The sequence below is a fragment of the Haloarcula sp. H-GB5 genome, from assembly GCF_054850705.1.
The window spans coordinates 141,755-164,548 of the sequence record NZ_JBTWBG010000001.1; the positions used below are offsets into that span (position 1 = coordinate 141,755).

Consider the following 22,794-nt stretch of genomic DNA (forward strand, 5'->3'; position numbering starts at 1 on the left):
GACTGGAGCGATTCCAGTTAGTTGTCGCGTCGGACGGCGAGGAGTGCAGCAGCGACGAGCGCGATGAGCGCGAGGGCTGCCGTGAAGCCGGGACCGGTCTGTTCCGTGGTCTCGACTTCGTCAGTTCCGGAGTCCATGGTGGTGGTCTCCTCAGTCTGCTCCTCGGTTTCGGTTTCCGTGTCCGGCGCTTCGGTTTCGGTTTCCGTGTCCGGTGCTTCGGTCTGCTCCTCGACGATGGTCACGTTCGCACTGTCCGTGACAGCCGTGCCGTTCGAGGTGTACGGACCGTCAGCGTCCGGGAAGTCGTACGCTTCGTTGCTGTTGGTGTCGCGGTGCGGCATCGCGACTGCGGTGAAGTCCTCGTCCATCGGCTCGTCGAGCGTGATCGTGACGTCCTCGTGGCTGCCTGCGCCGAGGTACTCGGAGTTGCCGACGACGTCGCCGGATGCGTTACCGGCGTGGATAGCGATGAAGCCACCCTCGGACAGCTGTGCGCTGCCGACGACGACTTCGCTACCGGTGGATTCCTGCTCACTGATGCTCACAGTAGCCGTACCAGCTTCGACGATGCGGCCGTCTTCCTCGTCGCTGAAGTCAGAGTCACCGTCGACGTCAAGCGTCTGGACGGTGAAGTTCGTTCCAGCGGAGTACTCGTCGAAGTCAGCCGTGGCGGTGTACGTACCGTCAGTGGCGACCTCAATTTCCGGACGGATGACGAACGGGTTCGCGTCACTCTCGGACTCCATTTCGACTTCGAGCTCGGAGCCAGGGGCGACGTTCGTATCGCCAGTCACGGTCTGATCGGTAGCGGCTGAAACCGTGACGAGTTCGTCGTCGTCAAGGTTCAGCGTGGCGTCTCGCTCGGACGTTCGGTAGATCGCGCTTTCGCTGTTCCGGTCGTCGGTCAGCGGCCCTTCTCGGATGGAGAAGGTAGCGTTGATGCGCGTGTCTTCTTCACTGACGATCGTCTTGTCGTTTTCGAACTCAACGTCACTGGTGTCGACAGCGACGAAGTAGGTGTTGTTGTCCGGGTCGTCAACAACGGTCACCGCGCCACTGCTGTCCGAGAAGTCGATCGGCTGCGCTTCCGCGTTTGCACCGACGTCGGTCCGGTTGACGTAGAGTCGGAGACCGGACATCGTCGTGTCACCGTCGTTGATGCGGTCCGGCGTGGTGTCGGTCGCGTCAAGGAATGCTTCGGTAGCGTCAGACGCGCTTCCGTCTTCCTGTTCGTATTCGAGTGCACCTTCCAGACCGGAGGCCTGAATCTCGTGGACGACAACGTCTTCGGCTGCGACGCTGTCGGACTGCGTGAGGTTCACGCCGATACGGTCGTAGATGTCGATCTCGTCGTCGTCGATTTCTGCGTCACTCGGTGCAGCCCACGTCTGGATGCCTTCGACGGAGTTCTCGTTGAGTCGGAGCGTTCCAACCGTGTCAGGACTGGTGACATCCGGGGAGGTCCCGGCGGTCACGTTGATCGAGTAGGAACCGGCTTCGAGTGTGTCCGCGGTCAGGTCGTTACTACCGGAGGAACTTCGGGTGTAGTCGCCACCCTCCTTGATGTTGTCAATGTTGTCGTCACCGGGGACACTAAGAACCGTGTTGCCGTCATCGTAGGTTCCAGCGGTGTAGGTATTGAACTGAACAGTGACTTCGCCGTCACCGTTGTCGTCCTCAACCTGGCCCTGGATGTAGTAGTTGTCGTCGTTCTCGTCGCCGACGTTGATCACGGCGTCCTCGGTGTTGGACGTCTGGACCGTGATGTTGACAACGTCACCGACCTCGTCCTGAATGGTCGAGGTTTCGAAGCTTGCGTCACCGTCGTCGGATTCGGAGACGTTAATCTGGTCGGATTCAGCAGTGACGCCGGTCTGGTTGTCCGTCACTTTGACGTAGTACGGACTGTCGTCGGCGCTCACGTTGTTGAAGTCGAACACGACGTTGTCGTTACCCTTCAGGGTCTTGAACTGCGGATTCTCCCTGTTGATAAGGTCGCTTTCTGCGACCGGGTCGTCGTTTTCGTCGAACAGCGTCGCGTTCGCAGTGGATCCACCGCGGTTCGTGGAGACGTTGACCGCGAGGGTGTCTTTGTCGTCGATGTTGGCACCGTCGCCCACATCGTCGTCAATGTTGACTGCGAGGTCAAGGCTGCTGACGGTGAAGGTGTTCTCGTTCTGGCCATCGACGGAGACGTTGTACGTCTGACCGGTGTCGAGGTCAGACGTATCGATGGTGTACACCAGGCTGTCCGTAGCGTAGTTGTCAGAGAAGACAACGCCGCCGTCCTCTTCTTTGACTTCAACGCTAGGGGAGCCCCCGTTGTTCGCGGTCACGTCTTCGATGGCAATGACCTCGCCACGGAAGACACTCTTATCGTCGTCGTCGCTTTGACCGTCTGCGACGATCTCACTGGACGTAACGTCGATGTCCTCAGCGGTGAGGATCGCGTCGGCATCGGTACCATTCGTAACACCGAGCTTGACGGTCAGGTTACGGTTAGGCTGGACATCCTTGTCGAGAGGGATGAAGACGCGCTGTCCGTTCGTACCCTGAACTGAGCCACCCAGGTCTTTGTCACCCGTGGTCACAAAGTTGTCTGGGTTCTCGTCACCATCAACGAAGATGGTGGCGTTCTTGAGCTGGACGTTGTTATTCTTTCCAGTATTGCTCAGTGCAATTTCGATCTGTGCTGGGTTTGACCCCGTGTTCGCGCTATACTCTGCTGCCTGCTCAATACCCACGTTCGCGCCGGCGGCGGCTGCGCCACCGGAGAACGCGATGGTCCCGGCAAATACCGAGAAGACCATCAGCGCCGTGAGGAACAGGCTGCGGATTTTTTCGTTTGTATCTGTCATAGTTTGTGTTTGCTATCGGGCGACCCCAGCAGTTTTCCGCGTGGTCGGAACGTGGTCACCGCGACCACGCATAGACCGGACCGGCGTACTCACTTCTGGCGTCATGGGTAGGGGTGTCGATATATTGCCGGAAGTGAGGTAAATGCTTTATGGATAAAGGTTGCATCCAAATTACATATTCGTATCGGGTAATAATTATTTTGAAGTGATATGTACACTTGTTCTGGACATTTATTTGACTCTTCTTGAGATCGGATCTGAGAAACACGCCTCTGATTTATCGGGATTTGTTCCACCACTCGACTACGGACGGGTCCCAAATGATTGCCAAGGCGCCCTCACAGCGGCGGACATCGAGGGGATGTCCGGCAGGTACCAAATCACTGCCGTGCTGTGCCAGCGTTCGACTGTGATCCAGTCACGACTGACGATGGGCAGTTAGCCGTTCAGAAGTGGACTGAGTAGTATCTAAACAACGAGTCCTCGAGTCACTCTGCAGTCTATTTGAGTTGGTCTGCAGTCTGTTTGCACTCCTCGGGTACGCGCGCGCGAAAGAAAGAACGGTGTTCAGGGACTGGAGCGATTCCAGTTAGTTGTCGCGTCGGACGGCGAGGAGTGCAGCAGCGACGAGCGCGATGAGCGCGAGGGCTGCCGTGAAGCCGGGACCGGTCTGTTCCGTGGTCTCGACTTCATCAGTTCCGGAGTCCATGGTGGTGGTCTCCTCAGTCTGATCCTCGGTTTCGGTTTCGGTTTCGGTTTCGGTTTCGGTTTCGGTTTCCGTGTCTGTCGGTTCCTCGGCAGTGACAGTCACGTTCGCACTGTCCGTCACGGCGGAGCCGTTCGAGGTGTACGGACCGTCATCGCCGGGGAAGTCGTACGCTTCGTTGTCGTTGGTGTCCTGATGCGGCATCGCGACCGCGGTGAAGTTCTCGTCCATCGGCTCGTCGAGCGTCACCGTGAGATCATTGTAGGTACCCGGTTCGAGGTACTCGGAGTTCCCGATGACATCGCCGGATGCGCTATCCTCGTGGATAGCGATGAACCCACCGCTGGACAGCTGGGCGCTGTCAACGACGACTTCGCTGCCGTCGGATTCCTGATCGCTGATGCTCACAGTGGCCGTGTCGGCTTCGACGATGCGGCCGTCTTCCTCGTCGCTGAAGTCAGAGTCACCGTCGACGTCCAGTGTCTGAACGGTGAAGTTCGTTCCAGCGGAGTAGTCGTCGAAGTCTTCCGTAGCGACGTACGTGCCGTTCGGACCGACAGTTGCTTCGGGTCGTTCGACGAACGGGTTCGCTTCACTCTCGGACTCCATTTCGATTTCGAGCTCGGAGCCAGGGGCGACGTTCGTATCGCCGCTCACAGTCTGTCCGACCGCGGCTCCAACGGTGACGAAGCCGTCGTCGTCAAGGTTCAGCTCCGCGTTGCGTTCGGACGTCGTGTAGAGTGCGCTTTCGGACGTGCTATCGTCGCTCAACGGCCCTTCCTGAACGGAGAAGGTGGCGTTGAGTGCCGTGTCCTCTTCGTCGACGATCGTTTCGCCGGACTCGAACTCGACGTCCTCGGTGTCGAGAGCGACGAAGTAGGTGTTGTTGTCCGGGTCGTCAACGACAGTCACTCCACTACTGCTGTTCGTGAAGTTAACTGGGTCAGCGTCAGCGTTTGCACCGACATCGGTTCGGTTGACGTAGAGTCGGAGACCGGACGCACTCGAGTCGTCATTGATACGCTCCGGCGTAGTGTCGGCAGCAGCGATGAACGCCTCAGTCACGTCGGAAGATCCGTTATCTTCCTGTTCGTATTCGAGGGCACCTTCGATACCGGATGCTTCGATTTCGTGGACGACGATATCCTCAGCTGCGACATCGTCGGACCGCGTGAGGTTCTCACCGATGCGGTCGTAGATGTCGATATCCTCGTTGTCGATGTCCGCGTCACTCGGTGCAACCCAAGTCCGCATATTCTCAACGGAGTTCTCGTTGAGTCGGAGCGTTCCAACCGTATCAGGGCTGGTGACGTCCGGGGACGTCCCGGCAGTCACGTTCATCGAGTAGGAACCAGCCTCAAGTACGTCCTCATCGAGGCTTGCTCTGCTTCCGGTAAAGCTACCACCCTCTTCGACATCATCGAGGTCGTCGTCACCGGGGACGGTGATAACCGTGTTGTTGTTGTTAGTCCCAGCGGTGTAGCTGTTGAACTGGACAGTGACTTCGCCGTCACCGTCTTCGTCCGTAAGCTGGCCCTGGATGTAGTAGTTGTCGTCCTCCTGACTGCCGACGTTAATCACGGCGTCCTCGGTGTTGGACATCTGGACCGTGATGTTGCTGACGTCGCCAATCTCGTCCTGCACAGTTGAGGTTTCGAAGCTTGCGTCACCGTCGTCAGACTCAGAGACATTGATCTGGTCGGACTCTGCGGAGACGCCGGTCTGGTTGTCCGTCACTTTGACGTAGTACGGACTGTCGTCAGCGCTCTGATTGCCGAAGTCGAACACGACATTGCTGTTACCCTGCAGGTTCTTGATCTGCGTGGCAACCTTGTCGTCGTCTTCGTTGTACAGCGTCGCGTTGGCCGGCTCGCCACCACGGTTCGTGGAGACGTTGACCGCGAGGGTGTCCGTGTCGTCAATGTTGGCACCTTCACCAACATCGTCATCAATGTTCACCTCTAAGCTGAGGTCACTGACGGTGACGACTGCTTCTTCGGTGTCGTCGACACTGATCGTGTAATCTTCGCCAGTGTCGAGGTCACTCGTGTCAACAGTGTAGACTTCGCTGTTGTCAGTGTACGAGTCAGACAGAACGACACTGTCTCCCTCAACCTCGACAGATGGGCCGCTACCAGTGTCTGCGTCGGTGTCTTCAACGGCGATCACTTCACCACGGAAGGCGTTGAACTCCGTGTCATTCGACCCGCTTGTCGTGATCGTCTCGGATGTCACGTCGATGTCCTCAGCGATGACCGTCCCATCGCCGCCATTGAGGTCAGTGACCTTGATCGTCAGGTTCCGGTTCGGCTGAACGTCCTGATCCAGACTGAATTCAAGACGTCCAGTCGTGCCATCGTCAGTCCCATCGACGCTGTCGACGCCGTAGTTGCTCGGGTTCTCGTTCCCGTCAATGTAGACATCGATGTCACCGGAATCAACTGTATCGGCGGTTGAACTGCTGAATGCCAATTCGACTGTACCGCTATTGTACTCTGCTGCCTGCTCGACGCTGACGTTCGCGGCGGCGGCTGCGCCACCGGAGAACGCGACGGTCCCGGCGAATACCGAGAAGACCATCAGCGCCGTCAGGAACAGGCTACGAACCTTATTTGAATTTCCTGTCATAGTTTGTGTTTGCTATCGGGCGGCCCCAGCAGTTTTCCACGTGGTCGGAACGCAATCACCGCGATCGCGTGTAGACCGGACCGGTGTACTCACTTCTGACGCCATGGGTAGGGGTACAGTCTAAACGATAGGTGTCTGTTGTAAATGTTTTGTGGTAAGAAAATCTGGTTGTCATGAATATTCAGGCCTAGGGACACTATCAGTGGTGATTAGATGTGGTATAAGGTGCTTGTAGGTCTAGAACAGGATCGTCATTCGAGCGTCTGACGGCTCAGATGTACATATTCGAGCTAATATCATTGGACTGAGAAACTAGGGATTCACAGACCCTGACTGCTGGCTCAGAAACGACTCCGTGGAAGGATCATCTTCTGATCGCTACTGCGTGAGAATAGAGGAGGTGTGAGAGCAGCCACTTCCGGCCAGTGCCGTCAGTTCGTCACGATTTCGATTTCGCGGCCGTCGGGGTCTTTGGTGAACGCATAGCGGTCGTCACAGCTCTCGGGGTCGCGGTAGTCCTCGGCGTGGCGCCCCATCAGCGTCTCCCACGCGTCGTGGAGGTCATCAGTCTGGACCGCGAGATGTCCCCATGCATCGCCGAGTTCGTAGGACCGACCGTCGTAATTGTAGGTGAGTTCGACCGACATCGCCTCGTCGGGGGCGTCCTCGGGTTTGAGGAAGTACAGCGCGAAGTCGTCGAACTCCTCGCGTCGGAACAGGTCGTAGTCGAGCTTCCGGGTGTACCAGCCGATAGCCTGTTCAGCGTCTTCGACACGGATCATGGTGTGGTCGAGGGACCACTTCGCACCGTGGTCCCGCTCGACGATTTCGATCTCGTGGCCGTCGGGATCCGTGACGAAGGCGTATGAGCCGCCACAGGAGTCCGGGTCGCGGTAGTCCTCGACGCCGGCGTCCATCAGCTCGTCGTAGGCCTCGTACACGTCGTCACAGCGGACGGCGATGTGCCCCCACGCGTCGCCCATCGTGTACGAGCGCCCGTCGTGGTTGTACGTCAGTTCGAGCAGTGCACCCTCGTCGTGGACATCCTCTGGACCGAGGAAGACGTTGGTGAAGGTGTCGGCCTCCCAGCGGCCCTTCTCCTCGTAATCGAGGTGTGTCGTGTACCAGTCCAGCGAGGCGTCCAGATCCTCGACGCGCATCATCGTATGATCGAGTGACCACATACGCGGCATGTGGTCCGAGCGAGCGAAAAGGCTACCGCCACAGGCGGTTCCGTCCGGATTCGATACCGTGGTCACTGCGTCGCTGTGTCGGCCCGGATGGCCGGTAGATAGTACCACCAGACCATGATAAGCAGGACGAGGGAACCGACCGGGACAGCCACGTAGTTGAGCCGTCTGTTGAATCCCAGAAACACGGGCAACTGAGTCAGACCCGCACCCGCGAGTGCGAGGGCGGTGAGCCGGACGTCCTCACGCCAGACGACACCGGCGACGGCGCTGGCCAAGGCAAAAGCATACAGCAGGACGCCCGAACCCCACGATTCGATGAACTGTGGGAGTGCGTTGGTAAACCGAACGAAGTAGCTGTAGACCGAGAGGAGCTCCGGCGGGTTTGTGTTGAACAGGCCAAAGGAGAAGACAAGCGTCAGGTCCGTCCCGACTACCACCACTGTCCAGGGGACGAGGCCAGCAACGACGACGGCAACAAGACGGCGTCGGGGACCACGATCCATATCTGGTCGCAGGGCTCCACACGCATGAACGCATCTACTCCAGTGCACTGATGAGATCACGTGCACGCGCGAGCCAGCGCGCGACACCTATCGGTTGGCGACGATCCGCAGAATATCCTCGTCCGCAAGCTCGTGGTCGCGCCCGACCTGTTGTTCGTCGTGCTTGGCACTCGGGCCGGTCACACGGGCGAACCGGAACCGCTCGTCGAAGCTCCCACCGAGCTTCTCGCAGGCGTCGTCGACGGTATCGCCCTCGAGGAGTATCAGCGGTTCCTCGCGGTCGACACCACGGCCCGGCTTGTCCATGTAGATCCGGATCAGGCCGAGTTCCTCCCAGATACGCTCGGTGAGGCTATCCAGCCCTTTCTCTTCCTCGGCGCTGATGAAGATCGCTTCCTCGGGGTCGATGTCCCGTTCTCGGAGTTCGTCTTCGACTTTCGGGAGGTAGTCTGGCTCGATGAGATCGGCCTTGTTGACGGCGACAAGAGACGGCAGGTAGACGCGATTGTCCATCACCCCGTCGATGAGCTGGTCGATGTCGATCTGCTCGCCGATGGTCACGTCGGCGTTGACGTAGCCGTGTTCGCGCAGGACAGCTTTGACCGTCTCGTCGTCGAGTTCGACGCCGGTGGCCGTGTTGACCGAGATCCCGTCCTTGCCCTTCTTCCGGACGTTGACCCACGGCGGGTCCTGGTCGAGTCGGATCTTGTTCTTGTACAGCTCTTCGCTGAGTCGGTCGTACTGGTCGATCTCGAAGACGGAGATGAGGAAGACGATGAGGTCCGCGGTCCGGACGACGGACAGCACTTCCTTGCCACCACCGCGGCCGCCGGCAGCGCCCTCGATGAGACCGGGGACGTCGAGAATCTGGATGTTCGCCCCCTTGTGCTTGAGCATCCCCGGATAGACGTCGAGCGTGGTGAACTCGTATGCACCGGTCTCGGACTCGGCGTTTGTGAGGGCGTTCAGCAGCGTCGACTTCCCGACGCTGGGGAACCCGACGAGCGCGACGGTCGCGTCACCGTGTTTCTCGACGCCGTAGCCACCGCCGCCGCCCGAGGAGGCCTGTTGTTCGAGTTTCTCTTTTTTCTCCGCGAGCTTGGACTTCAGCCGACCGATATGGGCCTCTGTAGACTTGTTGTAGGGAGTGCTTGCGATTTCGTCTTCGAGTTCCTGAATCTCCTCTTCGAGCCCCATTAGATGTATGTCGGCCCCTCGCACCGAATAAGGCTTTCCTCCCTCGCCGACGCCGCCACATCGACACGGGATAACGGGGCCGTTCTGCCGTTCGAAATGGTCAAACAATGCTCATGTAATTCGACACACCTATAGGGTATCCTGCGTCATGTGTCGATAATGGGAGCGGCGAGTCGGTTCCGCGACAGCACGCAGATACTGTTGCCAGTCGGTGCGCTCGACGGGATTCGCGAGGAGTTGGAACAACGGTTCACTGTGAGCGTTCATCAAGAGGGTGAACAGGTTCGGATAATCGGCTCCCCGGTCGAAATCAAAGACGCGAGTGATTTCCTTGCACGGCATGGCGTGACGTTCGCCTGAGGCGGCGGGGAACCTATTCTTTGGTGCGCTGGCAGTCCCGATATTGCGTCCAAACAGTGAGTGTTCGTGCGTGCGGGAGCCTCACGCAGCGATCCGTGAAACGCAATCCTTTAAACTGCCGCGAGGATTCCACTATGTATGGCTGGAACTATCGAAGTCCTCGTTCCCGGTGGGGAGGCCAACCCTGGCCCGCCACTCGGCCCGGAACTCGGCCCGACACCGGTGGACGTGCAGGCAGTCGTACAGGAGATCAACGACCAGACGGCAGCGTTCGACGGCACCGAAGTCCCCGTCACTGTCGAGTACGACGACGACGGCTCCTTCGAGATCGAAGTCGGTGTCCCGCCGACGGCCGAACTCATCAAGGACGAGGCCGGCTTCGAGACCGGCAGCGGCGAGCCTCAGGAAGACTTCGTCGCTGACCTCTCCGTCGATCAGGTCAAGCAGATCGCCGAGCAGAAGCATCCCGACCTGCTCTCCTACGACCTGAAGAACGCCGCAAAGGAAGTCGTCGGAACGTGCACCTCCCTCGGTGTCACCATCGAAGGCGAGAACCCACGCGAGTTCAAGGAACGCATCGACGCGGGCGAGTACGACGACGTGTTCGCGGCCGAAGCACAGGCGTAAGTCGGACCGCCGTGCGACTGGCGTGTGTTTTCCCTTGCTTTCGACACTACTGAGTCACTGCACTGTCGGCTAGACCCCCGTCAACGGCTGGTCCCTGCGAACCGGAAACACGCCTGTCAGCGGTCCTTGGGCTGGTTCGACGGGTTTAAGTGTCGCATTGGCGTCTACCCGCACGAGACAGGCATCCGCCTGTTTCACTGACCCGTAGAAGCCGATTGGCGTACTACGGAGGTGAACAATGGCAGATCAGGAAATAGAGAACGCAGTCTCGCGCGCACTCGAGGACGCACCTGAGCGGAACTTCCGCGAAACGGTCGACCTCGCTGTGAACCTGCGCGACTTAGATCTTAACGACCCGTCGAACCGCGTCGACGAGTCCGTCGTGCTTCCTGCTGGCACCGGTCAGGAGACCACTATTGTGGTCTTCGCCGAGGGCGAAACCGCCCTCCGTGCCGAGGAAGTCGCAGACGACGTACTCGACGAGGACGAACTCGAGGAACTGGGTGGCGACGACGACGCCGCCAAGGACCTCGCCGATGACACTGACTTCTTCATTGCGGAGAAGGATCTGATGCAGGACATCGGTCGCTACCTCGGGACCGTCCTCGGTCCGCGTGGGAAGATGCCGGAACCGCTCGACCCCGACGACGACGTCGTCGAGGTCATCGAACGCATGAAAAACACCGTGCAGCTCCGCAGCGGGGAACGGCGAACGTTCCACACGCGGGTCGGCGCGGAGGACATGTCCGCCGAAAACATCTCGGACAATATCGACGTTATCCTCCGCCGTCTGCACGCGGACCTCGAGAAGGGCCCGCTCAACATCGACAGCGTCTACGTGAAGACGACGATGGGGCCTGCGATGGAGGTTGCCTGATATGAGCGCCGAATCCGAACGCAAGACGGAAACTATCCCCGAGTGGAAGCAGGAAGAGGTCGACGCCATCGTGGACATGATCGAGTCCTACGAGAGCGTCGGCGTCGTCAACATCGCCGGGATCCCGTCCCGCCAGCTGCAGGACATGCGACGCGACCTGCACGGGACTGCCGAGCTTCGCGTCTCCCGGAACACGCTCCTCGAGCGTGCACTCGACGAAGTCGACGACGGACTCGAAGACCTCAACAGCTACATCACCGGACAAGTCGGGCTCATCGGGACCGACGACAACCCGTTCTCGCTGTTTCAGGAACTCGAGGCTTCCAAGACGCCCGCACCCATCGGTGCTGGCGAGGTGGCCCCGAACGACATCGTGATTCCGGAAGGCGACACGGGCGTCGACCCCGGTCCGTTCGTCGGTGAACTCCAGAGCGTGGGTGCCGACGCACGTATTCAGGAAGGCTCCATTCAGGTCCTTTCTGACTCGACAGTGCTTGATACCGGCGAGGAAGTCTCTCAGGAACTCGCAAACGTTCTGAACGAACTCGGTATCGAACCGAAGGAGGTCGGTCTCGACCTTCGCGCCGTCTTCGCCGACGGCGTGCTGTTCGAACCCGAGGAACTGGAACTCGACGTCGACGAGTACCGGAGCGACATCCAGGCGGCTGCCGGCCGAGCGTTCAATCTCTCGGTCAACGCCGACTACCCGACTGCGACGACGGCCCCGACGATGCTCCAGTCCGCTCGTGGCAACGCCAAGAGCCTCGCGCTCCAGGCGGCCATCGAGGACCCCGAGGTCGTGCCTGACCTCGTGAGCAAGGCTGACGCACAGGTCCGTGCGCTCGCCTCGCAGATCGACGACGAAGAGGCGCTCCCGGAAGAGCTCCAGGGCGTCGAGGCCGACGTGGCGACAGAGGAACCGACTGACGACCAAGACGAGGACACCGCATCCGAGGACGACGCGGACGCCGACGACGCGGCCGAGGAGGCCGAGGAGGCCGACGAGGACGACGATGATGGCGACGCCGGCGACGCACTCGGAGAGATGTTCTAACAACACACACTACAACAATGGAATACGTATACGCTGCACTCATCCTGAACGAATCGGGCGAAGAAATCAACGAAGCCAACCTCACTGACGTGCTCGACGCCGCGGGCGTCGACGTCGAGGAATCCCGTGTCAAGGCCCTCGTCGCCGCCCTTGAGGACGTCGACATCGAGGAGGCCGTCGACCAGGCCGCTGCGGCACCGGTGCCGGCAAGCGGTGGTGCGGCCGCACCCGCAGAGGGTGACGCTGACGAGGCCGACGAGGCCGACGAGGAAGCCGAAGAAGAGGCTGCCGACGACGGCGGCGACGACGATGACGACGAAGACGACGAGGCAAGCGGTGAGGGCCTCGGCGAACTCTTCGGCTAATTCGGTTCAACACAGCTCAGTTTTTCTTTGCGTGCGCTTGACCGGTGAGAGCCATCGCTGGCGTTCGAATCCTGAAAACCGCCGTAGTGCCTTGTCCGTGAACTGCTGAACGAACGAGCGACTGCAGAAGGATGTCGCTGCGACCGTTTAGCTACCGAGTGTCACCGTGTCTGAGTCGACCGTAACCGGTGAGTCGTTTCCGGTCGCCCCGGTTTCGTCGACGTTCTTGAGATATATTTCGCCCGTCGCGGTATCGGCCTCGGTGCCGCTCGCTGTCTCGTCGTACACGGTCACCTCATAGGTGTAGTAGCCGGGGTCGAGATCGACGTCGTAGCCCGCCCAGGCCGGGAACGGATCGGTATTGGTCAGGTCGCCGCTCCCGGCAGTGACCATCTTGGAGCCTGCGAAGACGGTCGACCCGTCGCTTTTGTTCTTGATTGTGAGGTTCACTTCCCGCTCGTCGCCGACGGTTCCGTTATTGCGCACCTCTACAGTCATCCGCTGTGCGTCGCCGCGACGCTCGATTAGCTCTGAGGTGTTGTAGGTCTCCGCGCCAATGTTCACCGACTGCGTGTCGTTGACCACAACGTTCGACTCCCCAACGAAGAACGACTGCTCCGGGGATGTGGAGTTCGACGTTTCGACGTAGTAGGTGTAGTTACCGCGGCTAGACGGCAGATCGAGCGTAAACTGCCGTGTTTCACCGGGCAATAGTATCGTCGACATCGTTTCTGAGTCGATAGTGGTGAACGACGGACTCGCATCGTCGTTGTTTTTCGCACGGAGGGCAACGGTATCTGTGCCAGCCTGGCCACCGACGTTGGTGATGTTGACGGTCGCAGTCGCGGTGTCGTCGCTGTCGATGACGCTCTGTCCGCGGACTGAGTCGACCTGCATGAACTGCTCCGACGTATCGCCAACACGCACGTTCCCGCCTGCCTTCTTCTGTGAACCAACAATAGAGACCGTGTATGGATACTCTCCGGGTGGTTTTGAACTAGTCGGAAGCGTGAACGTGACGGTCTCGGTCTCACCAGGTTCAATTGTCGCCGACTTCGTCCCGGAACTGTTGCCATCGAAGCTACTTTTTAGAGTAACTTCACCGCTCTGTCCACCGACGTTTATTACTTCAGCCGTCAGCGTCGCGTCGGTGGTTTCATCAACTTTGCTTGGGGTGACGTCGGCATCGATGAACTCGTACTCCGGGCCTGTCTGCACGTCTTTTTCGATCGCATTGACTGTAAACAGGACAACGGCATCGTTGTAGTCCGGGTCACCGTCATTCGCCGCGTTAGCTGGGTCCGCGTTCTCTTTCGAGAGTTCATAGAGGAATGCGCGCTCCCCATCGCCAAGCTGGAGATACCCCGTGTCGTTCACACGGTTGCCGAGTGTGTCCCGAATGTCTCGCTGGTACCACTGTGCCTGCTCAAATGCCGGGAGTTCGTCGCCGTCGTTCAGAATGACGAGGTTCTGCTGGTTCTGTGTCTGACTGACAGTGGTCGTGTCATATCTATCCCAATCGCTACAGTACGCTGTAGCATAATTCTCATCTGCGAGTCTGATCAAGGGGTCGGTGAAGGTATATCCGTCACAGCCATAGGCTGTTGCGAAGACTGAAACCTCCGTTCCGGGTTCGAACGAATCGGAGTAGTAGTACGGGTTCTCGTACTCGTCAGAGACGAGGCGTTGCTCCGCGTGTGGGCCGTTGATGTCGCCGTTCTCGTACCCTCGCCAGAGTCCGATCGACTGCTGGTTGGACCCGTTGTCGACATATAACGACATCTGTACGGGTGCGTGGAAGATGTACGAGTATTCCGAGTTGAACCCTTCTAGATCCGCACCCTTCAGCTCAACCGAGGCATTGACGGACTGCTGGATCGTGATTGTCGAGCCGTTCCCTTCGAGCAGCGAGTCCGGCTGGACGTACAGCGTCGACTGTCGCGATCGGTTTGCCGTCGAGAACGTTAGCAAGTACTTGCCGGGCTTTCCAGGCGCCGTGACAGTCCGATTGAGCGTGACGCTTTTTCCGGGGGCGAGCCGTTCGTCCTCCGCAATGTGAGTCGTTCCGTTATACTTGACACGCAGTGTCTGTTTCCCTTCCGTGCCGCCAGTGTTCGCGACAGTGAACTCGACGTTTGTCTGGTTGTTCGGTGCAACGGGGTTCTGTACGTCCACAGCAGTGATCTCGAACAGCGGTGGGGGCGAGGAACCGACGACGAAGGACCCTGTCTGAGTGTCGTCCGGTGTATCGACGACATAGACATAATGCTGTGGCGACCCGACTGTTATCGGGCTACTGGTCACTGAAGCAGTCCCCGACTCGGTTCCCCGACGCGTACCGTTGAGCGTGAGCGTCGTTTTTTGTGACGCAACAACGTTGCCAGACGTTGCGTTCTCGATACGGACTTCGACATCGGTGGATTTCCGAATGTCACCGGTGTTTTCGACCGTCGCTTCGACGGTCGCCGTATCCCCACTCTGCAATCCACCCGGCGGCGAGATAGACGAAATTTCAAAGACACCTGCGTCACCGACGATGAAGTAGTGGCCGTCATCGGTGTGCTGCGAATATAGGTCATCCTCTGTCTCGACTTCTAGATCGTACGTCCCGTTCTCCGAAGTCGGCAGCGACGGACCGAAGTCGATGGTTCGGCTCTCTCCCGGATCGACCAGCACGCTTCGCGTCGCGCGTACCGTCCCGTTGACGCGGAAGGTAACCTCCTGATCTGCGGTCATTTGCCCGGTGTTTGTGACCGTGACCGGGGCCGCTGGGACCTGATTCAGTCGTGCTGTTGCCGGAATCGAATTGCCAGTGACGTCCAGCGACGGCGTTCCGTGGGGGGACGCATACTTGATGATTTTGTAGTCTTCGTCCTGCTTTGACTCCACAGTGAAGTTGTGTGGCTTCGCAGTCGAGACGCTCAGCGACCGACTCACAGTGGTCGATTCGCCGCCGGCGAGGGTCACTGTCTCGTCTACCTCGCTTGGTGACCCCGACTGGTTGTGCTTCAGCGTGATGTCTTGCGTATCTTCCAAGCCCCCGGTGTTACGGACCGTCGCTGTTACGTCCGCCTTTCCGGGGTCTGACGGAACCGGCTTGACCGTGACATCCTCGACTTTGAACTTCGGGTTCGTCACATCGCCGAGTGCAAAGCGTATGTGAACGGTCTCTCCCGGCTTGACAGACGCCGGGGCCACCGTAACATACTGATCATCGTAGGTACTCCGTGCCCAGTCCGCCCAGGCGCGGGAATAGCTACTGTTTTGGATAGTCAGTGTGGCGTTGGCGACCTGCGACGGAGTACACTCATAGCTGGGTGACGAAATTGAGCCGGTTCGTGCGTCCTCGTAGGACGCGTCAGTGAACAGGGCCATCTGCAGTGCCGCTTCGTGAGACCGCTTGGCCGTCGCGTTCGACTGAATCGCAACTGAACTCCCCTCGATCCGCTGCCCGGAGATATTCGCGAACGAGACCGACAGCGCCCCGTTGTCGTAGTTCACTGCTGGGGGCGACGACATCGTCGCACCTGACTCGGTCATCCGCCAGACACCCCCGCCCTGATAGCCGACCTGTTGGCCGTTCTTTTGATATCGAATCGTCTGCAACGAACGGTTCCCCGTTGAACAGGCCGAGCGGCCGTTCAGCGTCAGGTTGTATGCCGCGTCGTCAGAGACGGCGACATCAGATCGAACCCGGTCGGGAATCTTGACTGACTCGTTTGTATCCGACCGCTGGAAGCTCTGATCGACCGACAGCAGCACCTCCTCAGCGAGCTCGACATTCGCATCGTCGTTGATATCTCCGATCGTCTGCTGCCCCACTTGAACGATCAGTACAGCACCGATAATGACTGCACTTGCCAACAACACCACACCCAAAACATGCGATACACCCCGGTCTCCAGCCCCCCGGCTGCCCCACTCGAACATATCCAATTACATACCAACTATTGCACATAAGTGTACTGTTTCAATCTATATTAATGATAGCTCAATCAGGGCCCGCCGACTTTGAACAGCATCTACTTAGTCCCAAACCAGCACGACTCCCACTGTAGACGATTGGTTCCGTTACGTCTGTATTGTGTTCACCAACGCTTCGATGATCAATCAGGATAATGTATTACTGTTTGTGCCACCTTCTATATGACAGTAGGGATCCGTTTCATGTTAACAGCAAACAAACAGCAGTTGGATTTGACTTCCTGACTGTTTGCATCTGGAGGATTAGGAGCGACCTACGAAGCACGCCTGAAATCAGTTCGAATGAGCCTGTGGAGAACGCGCAAGTATTGGCCCGCTCTTATTAATATTTGAATGGATTCTTAGATCGTTATTGAATGTGGTTGCAACTTCAATTATCTGGGGTATAATAAAAGCTACCGGGCTTCATCGCTAGCCCGTCTAACAGTGTTGGGGGATTCTTCAATTGTGGCGGTAAAACGAGGATGGACTCGCCGGGATACGGGCATCCTGATCGGCCCGCAGTCCGGCGGTTCGTTTATCGATTCTGTCGCTCTCTTGGTGGGTGAGTTGGTGGTGTCATATGTCCTCCAGTAGGTCGCGCCGCAGTTCCATTCGTTCTCGCTCAGTGCGTCGGTCGTAGTGCTGTTCCAGCACGTCCCGCGAGACGTTGCTCTGGTCACCGACAACTTCCTCGGGTGTCCCCTGTCGCAGCATCCGGGTGAGTGCTCCACGCCGAATCCCATGAGGCGAGTGCGAACTCGGGCACTCGCTGGCGCGTCTCGCCTTCATGTAGTCGCAAGTTTTTGGGTCCTCGTCGTGAGGACACTCCTGTCCGACTCTTGGGTGAGAACCGGACACGGATGCACTAGAATACACGATTTATCTCTATAGAAGCGTGAAAGTTGTTGGTTTGTTCCAACTAAGCAGTCACGGGATCAATTTCACTGGTGGAGGGCTGACCTGACTTCCACTGAGAAGAACTTCTAAATAATATTAAATAACTCTGCGCTTTTTACCATTTGATGCATTAGAAGCGCCAAGACAAGGTATTGTCCGGTGTACTGCGCCAATAACGCGAACCAGCCTGTGGCAAGAATAAATCGTGACAGCCATGCAACCGCCAGAACACTGCACGAAATGACCAACACGTTTGTATCGGTCGGTGTCGACTGATTCCAGTAATACAGCAAAACAGCGAGGAAAGCGAGGAATACCGGAAATAGGTAGGCTGGTGTGGTCAAGATAGAAATTGCATTAGGCACCACCAAAGACACTGGAAGCAATTCTAACCTATTACCTCCCGAAGAAAGTATAAATTCTTTAGCATAATCTGTCATGAAAATAAGAGAGGATGCCATCAACGAGCCGACAATTCCTGATGTTGCCAACTCCAAATATTTCTGATGGTATATGAACAAGACCGTGATGATTGCAGCAGTATAAGCTCCCAAAATATATTCATTTAATCCAACACTTCCAATGCCAATACCCGTTCCAACAGCGAGTTTGACTGAGGACCGCGGCGACTGCTCAGAGACACATTTGTGGCCAAGATAAATAGTCAGAAAAATCAGCGGAATTGTGTAATCATACATCCAATATCCATCTACGTAGGCATTGAGGCCGATACCGAAAACACGCCACGACACGACACCAAGCAGCGTGAGCAATGCTGTCTTCCTGCCAACGGTTAATCGGACGAGCAAATAGAGTGATATTGGTATGATGACATATGTGCTCGTCGTCGAATACAAATGCGTTATATATGCAGCTTGATCGCCAACAGTGGTTACACCAAACAACTCGAAAAGCGTAGCTACAGGAATATAACGGAATGGCGGGTCAACAGTCGCAAAAATGTTACCCGTTTGTGCTACGGTCATTGATCGTTGCATGATATTATGTGGATCGCCTGTGAGTTCGGGTAACGGGCTTTGTGCTAATCTGAAAGCCCAAGTAAAGAGACCCGATATAATTACAAAGAGAGCGAGCGACTCTTGCACTCTGTCTCTTGACAACATCTACATCATTAGGCTCCTAAACCCAATTTAATAGTACCGATAGTTGCTGGGATATTTTTTTTATTATCTAATATATTGATAGATTAATCTGCTATGTTCAAAAAGTGGACTTAATCCAGCACGGTGTGATGCGGGAAGCTCATTGCTGGCTGAAATAAGCTGCCGTCGCTGTAAATGCCGCAATGAGGAGGATGAGCATGGAATTACCTCTATTTTCGCCGCTTGTCGCTGGCCGCTGTGTCGTCGTCGGCTGGGACTGCTGGGTCGGCGGCGAGTAGCTGCCACTGCCACCGCCACCAATCTCCGACAGGTCGATCTGCTCGCCGTTGACGTACAGGGTTGCGATGCTCGGCAGGTCTGCTGAGGGGACACTGTAGCACTGCTTACAGCGATTGGCCTCCGCCGCTGGATGATCGGCCCTGTTGATGCAGTTGTCCTGACAGAGTGGACAGCGGTACTGGGCGTAGTTCAACCAGTCCGTCACTGCTGACCACCGCCCTCAATGCGCTCGGTAGCTCGCTGAACATCGTCGTCGGTCGCTTCCAAGAGGCGAGACGCACGGACGAACTCATCACGAGCGAACGGTCAGTCGGTAGGCTGAGCGTGGTTGCGGTCAGGAGGCACGCCGACCATCTCCAAGAAGTGTTAGAGAAACAGACTCCCTCGGAACAAGCGCATGACTGCGAGGGCTGCATCCGGATGTCCAATGAACTCTCTTTCTCTGGGGACGGTCTTCGAACCCCGATTGTGCCGAAAACAGGGAGAAGCGGCGCTCTCGCCGTGATATAAATTCCTTGTTTACGACGGTAAAATTAGGATGGACTCGCCGGGATTTGAACCCGGGGCCTCTCCCATGCCAAGGGAGTGATCTACCCCTGATCTACGAGCCCTTGCGTGCACTGATTGCTTCCCGATGGGATTGCTTAAACCCATCGAAGCACGGGGACATAGAGAACCGGCCCCACGGTCTCGATTCAACCCGATAATGTATCCGCCTCCCAGAGCGCTTGCAAATTTGGTAATCGGAGTTACAATACGGCCACAATGGTTATAACGCCTGATACCATCCCTACAGTAATCTCAGTTCAGTGATTCAGGCTTATGAACCGTAGGAGAAACGAGACGCAGTCTACCAACCGGCGTGTCGGCCCGTCACTCTTGATCGGAGGGCACCAGCGGGGGCAGACGACGCTGGACTTCGCAATCGGTATGAGCCTCTTTCTGAGCGTTCTGATATTCATTTTCCTGTTCATTCCGGGGCTGTTGTCGCCGTTTTCTGCGGGGATCCAAGAGGAGACAGTTACGACTGATAGAGTAGCTGACGGGCTCACAATGGGGATGCTCGGTTCGCCACAGCAACCGTATGTCTTGGACGAGCACTGTACGCAGGAGTTCTTCGCTGGGAACGCACCACCGTCAGGGTGTGGCTACGACTCCGGCGGAAGTGTGGAGGAGCGGGTCGGCCTCGACCCGGCTCTGGAGAATGTGAACGTCACAATCAGAGGGAACGCGACGACAACAGCAGCCGCCGATGAAACGCTCTGCTGGGATGGAGCAAGCGAGGAACTCGTCGAAGCCGGGACCGGCTGTGGGACGATACTCACGACCGGCGGGAACCCGCCGACAAACAACGACGCGTCGGTCACTGCGTTGCGAGTGGTCTCGCTGAACGGGCAGGATGTCACAGTCCGCGTGGTGATGTGGTAGCATGCGCGCGCAAGCACACACGCTCGAAGCCATCGTCAGTGGAATGCTGTTACTGGCAAGCCTGGTGTTCGCGCTGCAGATGACAGCGGTGACACCGCTGTCGGCGAGTACGTCGAGTCAGCACATCGAGAACCAACAGCAGGCAATCGGCCATGGAGTGCTTGCCTCGGCGGCGGCAGAGGACGCGCTAAAGCCGGCTGTGCTCTACTGGGACAACAGCACGGCGCAGTTCCACAACACGGCCGGTGGCCGGGAGTACTACACGAACGGGCCGCCGGACAATCGGTTCGGAGAGCTGTTAGAACGCGCGTTTGACCAACGGGGCATCGCGTACAACGTCTATTTCAGGTTCCAGAACACGCAGGAAAAAACCGTCACGACCCGCTACGTCTACAGCGGGGAACCGAGCGACAACGCGGTGCGTGCGAGCCACACAATCACACTCATGGACGACGATCACCTGCGTGATGCAGACGGGACGCGCAACAGCACGCGGCTCGGTGATCCGGCGACCGATTATACGGTTTCGGACACCGGAAAGAACGTCTACAACACGGTCAGCGTGGAGGTGGTCGCGTGGCGCATCTGAACGACGACGAAGGCGGACAGATAATCCTCATCGCCGCGTTAGCGCTTGCAGTGACGTTCATCGGCCTTGCGCTGGTCGTCAACTCCGCGATTTACACGCAGAACCTCGCGAGCCGGGGCGAGGTTGCCGGGAGCAACGACGCACTGGAGATGCGGGCGATGGTAGAGTCGAATGTCGGACAGGGAATCACCGCAGCCAACAGGTACAACCACTCGAACCAAACAACACTCAAAACCGGTACGCGTGAGAGCATCCGGACCGTCAGTACACAGACGGAGCGCCAGCGGGTCACGAGCGGGACACTGGTAAACGTCACACTCGCCGACTCGCCGACCTACGGCACGCGGATCGCCCAGAACGATACGTCGGTGTTCAACTCCAGCGAAGCGACACCAAGCACCGATTGGACGGTCGGAGAGCGGATCAAGCGCCCAAGTGACGGAACGAACGCGACCAGACGGTTCGTCATCAACGCAACAGAGCTCCCCAGTTCGGGAAGCAAGTTCGTCGTCACCGCGAATGGGACCGGTAGCAACTCGAAATGGAAGATGCGTATCTGGGGCAGTGTCGGACCCAGCGGGACGGTCAACGTGTCAGTCGAAAGGCCAGCGGGTACGCCAAGTACGCAGGCGTGTGGCGTCTCTATCGAGGAGCCATATGCCCATATCGACGTGACCGGCGGGACGGTCCAGGGCGAACCGTGTCTCGCGCTCCAGGGTGGGGATTTCGATGGGCGGTTCGCTCACGGCGTCGGCGACGAGTACAACATTACCTACAAGCGGGGCGACCAGATCAAGGGGAATTACTCGATGGTCGTTCGCGGTAGCAGGCCAGCAAACCCGCTCGATACAGCGCCCAAATCGCCGCTCAGCACTATCGCGATCTATAACGCGACTGTCCGCTACCGCTACGACACCTCTAATTTACGGTACGAGGCAAAGATACGGGTGGCCCCGGGTGAGCCAGATGCGTCGTAACCGCGCCGTCTCGACGACGCTGAGCTACACGCTGAGTCTGGCAATCGCCTCGATTCTGGTGTCTGGCCTCCTCATTGCCGGCGGCAACTTCGTCGAAAATCGGCAGGAACAGGTCATCAGGGATGAACTCGAAGTCATCGGACAGCAGGTGGCCTCTGACATCGCTCGTGTTGATCGGCTGGTGGTCGCTGCCGACAACGACCCAACTGTGCGACTGAACCACACGTTCCCGGCGCGGGTGAGTGGGTCCGGCTACCGGGTCTCGATTGACTCCACCGCCGATGAACTCACGCTCGAATCGACATCGCCGGAGGTGTCTGTGACTATTTCACTCAAAACCCGGACAGACCTGAGGGACTCTACCGCCGGCGGCGGTGTGATAACCGTCTTCTACGACGACCGACTGGAGGTCCAAAATGGCTGATCGCGCCGTAAGTGAAGTACTGAGCTTTGCCCTGGTGTTCAGCCTCATCGTCGCGTCGATCATACTCGTCTCAGTGAGCGGCCTGGGGGCGTTACAGAACGCTCGGGACGCGGAGCAGATGGAGAACGCTGAGCGGGCATTCGATGTGCTCTCGGACAACATCGCGGACCTCCACAAGCAGGGTGCACCGAGCCGTGCCACAGAGGTCAGCCTCGGCGAGGCATCGCTCAGGACAGGCGAAAACACGACGATATCGGTACAGGTCCACGACGGGACCGCTCCCAAAGACGTCGGGACCTGGGAGATACGACCAATCATCTACGCCGGCAATCAGGAGCGAGAGCTCGTCTACGAGGCCGGGGCAGTGTATCGGACGAACCGGGACGGTGGGGTCCAAAAGCGAACGCCGCCGATACTCGTCTCAGATGACCGCGTACTCATCACCGTGGTCGGCACGACCGCCAGTGGCCAGCAGAGTCTGGGTGGGTCGACGGTGCTCGTCCGGACAAGCCACCGGAACAGCAACGTCTCGTTCGCTGATACCGGTGGCAACATCGAACATGTCAACGTCAGTGTCGACTCCGATCCACGACGCGAGGAGCTCTGGCAGTCGTACTTCGAGAGTGAAGGGTTCACGTGCGCGGCCAACGGCTGGTGTAACTTTACTGCTCCCGCCGGGGGGATCGACCGGACGTACGTTGTCTACCACGACATCGCGGTCGAAATCGACCAGTAACCGGTC

At 58.1% G+C, this 22,794-nt stretch carries 19 protein-coding genes and 1 tRNA gene; 10 read left to right on the forward strand and 10 right to left on the reverse strand.

Features of this window, described 5'->3' with window-relative positions; all coding sequences use genetic code 11:
- Window positions 1-17 precede the first annotated feature (17 nt).
- The 5 genes from ACYJ11_RS00790 to ACYJ11_RS00810 form a co-directional block, all read right to left on the reverse strand.
- The gene (locus tag ACYJ11_RS00790; protein WP_461646391.1) at window positions 18-2,858 is read right to left on the reverse strand and encodes a DUF7282 domain-containing protein; all 2,841 of its coding nucleotides are present in this window, start codon (window positions 2,856-2,858) and stop codon (window positions 18-20) included.
- Window positions 2,859-3,447: 589 nt separating this feature from the next.
- Window positions 3,448-6,192 carry a DUF7282 domain-containing protein gene (locus tag ACYJ11_RS00795; protein ID WP_461646392.1) on the reverse strand — a complete coding sequence of 915 codons (2,745 nt, stop codon included), beginning with the start codon at window positions 6,190-6,192 and terminating at the stop codon, window positions 3,448-3,450.
- Window positions 6,193-6,623: 431 nt separating this feature from the next.
- Window positions 6,624-7,376 (reverse strand): VOC family protein, encoded by a 753-nt coding sequence (locus ACYJ11_RS00800; protein ID WP_005538339.1) that lies wholly within the window; start codon window positions 7,374-7,376, stop codon window positions 6,624-6,626.
- Between the two features lie 71 nt (window positions 7,377-7,447).
- Window positions 7,448-7,888: a TIGR04206 family protein gene (locus ACYJ11_RS00805; protein WP_461646393.1), complete on the reverse strand. Its 441-nt coding sequence runs from the start codon at window positions 7,886-7,888 to the stop codon at window positions 7,448-7,450.
- Window positions 7,889-7,975: 87 nt separating this feature from the next.
- Entirely contained in the window at window positions 7,976-9,085 is a 1,110-nt protein-coding gene (locus tag ACYJ11_RS00810; RefSeq protein ID WP_461646394.1) for an OBG GTPase family GTP-binding protein, read from the reverse strand.
- Between the two features lie 159 nt (window positions 9,086-9,244).
- Here ACYJ11_RS00810 and ACYJ11_RS00815 point away from each other — a divergent pair, with 159 nt between their 5' ends.
- The 5 genes from ACYJ11_RS00815 (at window position 9,245) to rpl12p (ending at window position 12,368) form a co-directional block, all read left to right on the forward strand.
- Entirely contained in the window at window positions 9,245-9,445 is a 201-nt protein-coding gene (locus ACYJ11_RS00815; RefSeq protein WP_004591733.1) for a VNG_1110C family protein, read from the forward strand.
- A 138-nt stretch (window positions 9,446-9,583) separates the two neighbouring features.
- Window positions 9,584-10,072, forward strand: coding sequence for a 50S ribosomal protein L11 (locus tag ACYJ11_RS00820; RefSeq protein ID WP_004591731.1), 489 nt, complete (start codon window positions 9,584-9,586; stop codon window positions 10,070-10,072).
- 238 nt (window positions 10,073-10,310) lie between these two features.
- Window positions 10,311-10,949, forward strand: coding sequence for a 50S ribosomal protein L1 (locus tag ACYJ11_RS00825; RefSeq protein WP_005538335.1), 639 nt, complete (start codon window positions 10,311-10,313; stop codon window positions 10,947-10,949).
- A 1-nt stretch (window position 10,950) separates the two neighbouring features.
- Window positions 10,951-12,003, forward strand: a complete 1,053-nt coding sequence (locus ACYJ11_RS00830) for a 50S ribosomal protein L10 (RefSeq protein ID WP_461646395.1) — start codon at window positions 10,951-10,953, stop codon at window positions 12,001-12,003.
- A 17-nt stretch (window positions 12,004-12,020) separates the two neighbouring features.
- Entirely contained in the window at window positions 12,021-12,368 is a 348-nt protein-coding gene (gene rpl12p / locus ACYJ11_RS00835) for a 50S ribosomal protein P1 (RefSeq protein ID WP_121535095.1), read from the forward strand.
- Between the two features lie 147 nt (window positions 12,369-12,515).
- Here the strand turns inward: rpl12p and ACYJ11_RS00840 are convergent, their stop codons facing one another.
- The 5 genes from ACYJ11_RS00840 to ACYJ11_RS00860 form a co-directional block, all read right to left on the reverse strand.
- The gene (locus ACYJ11_RS00840) at window positions 12,516-16,298 is read right to left on the reverse strand and encodes a DUF7289 family protein (RefSeq protein WP_461646396.1); all 3,783 of its coding nucleotides are present in this window, start codon (window positions 16,296-16,298) and stop codon (window positions 12,516-12,518) included.
- 612 nt (window positions 16,299-16,910) lie between these two features.
- Window positions 16,911-17,048: a hypothetical protein gene (locus ACYJ11_RS00845; protein ID WP_461646397.1), complete on the reverse strand. Its 138-nt coding sequence runs from the start codon at window positions 17,046-17,048 to the stop codon at window positions 16,911-16,913.
- A gap of 269 nt (window positions 17,049-17,317) precedes the next feature.
- Complete coding sequence (locus tag ACYJ11_RS00850) at window positions 17,318-18,337, reverse strand: hypothetical protein (RefSeq protein ID WP_461646398.1); 1,020 nt, start codon at window positions 18,335-18,337, stop codon at window positions 17,318-17,320.
- Window positions 18,338-18,494: 157 nt separating this feature from the next.
- Window positions 18,495-18,839 (reverse strand): hypothetical protein, encoded by a 345-nt coding sequence (locus ACYJ11_RS00855; RefSeq protein ID WP_461646399.1) that lies wholly within the window; start codon window positions 18,837-18,839, stop codon window positions 18,495-18,497.
- Window positions 18,840-19,173: 334 nt separating this feature from the next.
- Window positions 19,174-19,245 (reverse strand) — tRNA-Ala (locus ACYJ11_RS00860).
- Window positions 19,246-19,456: 211 nt separating this feature from the next.
- Here ACYJ11_RS00860 and ACYJ11_RS00865 point away from each other — a divergent pair.
- The 5 genes from ACYJ11_RS00865 to ACYJ11_RS00885 are packed head-to-tail and all read left to right on the forward strand — an operon-like array spanning window position 19,457 to window position 22,788.
- A complete protein-coding gene (locus ACYJ11_RS00865; RefSeq protein WP_461646400.1) occupies window positions 19,457-20,062 on the forward strand; it encodes a DUF7287 family protein in 606 nt (201 codons plus the stop codon).
- 1 nt (window position 20,063) lies between these two features.
- Complete coding sequence (locus tag ACYJ11_RS00870) at window positions 20,064-20,651, forward strand: DUF7288 family protein (RefSeq protein ID WP_461646401.1); 588 nt, start codon at window positions 20,064-20,066, stop codon at window positions 20,649-20,651.
- Window positions 20,639-21,628: a DUF7261 family protein gene (locus ACYJ11_RS00875; protein WP_461646402.1), complete on the forward strand. Its 990-nt coding sequence runs from the start codon at window positions 20,639-20,641 to the stop codon at window positions 21,626-21,628. The genes ACYJ11_RS00870 and ACYJ11_RS00875 overlap by 13 nt, the downstream gene beginning before the upstream one ends.
- Window positions 21,618-22,052: a DUF7266 family protein gene (locus ACYJ11_RS00880; protein WP_461646403.1), complete on the forward strand. Its 435-nt coding sequence runs from the start codon at window positions 21,618-21,620 to the stop codon at window positions 22,050-22,052. The genes ACYJ11_RS00875 and ACYJ11_RS00880 overlap by 11 nt, the downstream gene beginning before the upstream one ends.
- The gene (locus ACYJ11_RS00885) at window positions 22,045-22,788 is read left to right on the forward strand and encodes a DUF7289 family protein (protein ID WP_170095749.1); all 744 of its coding nucleotides are present in this window, start codon (window positions 22,045-22,047) and stop codon (window positions 22,786-22,788) included. The genes ACYJ11_RS00880 and ACYJ11_RS00885 overlap by 8 nt, the downstream gene beginning before the upstream one ends.
- Window positions 22,789-22,794 lie beyond the last annotated feature (6 nt).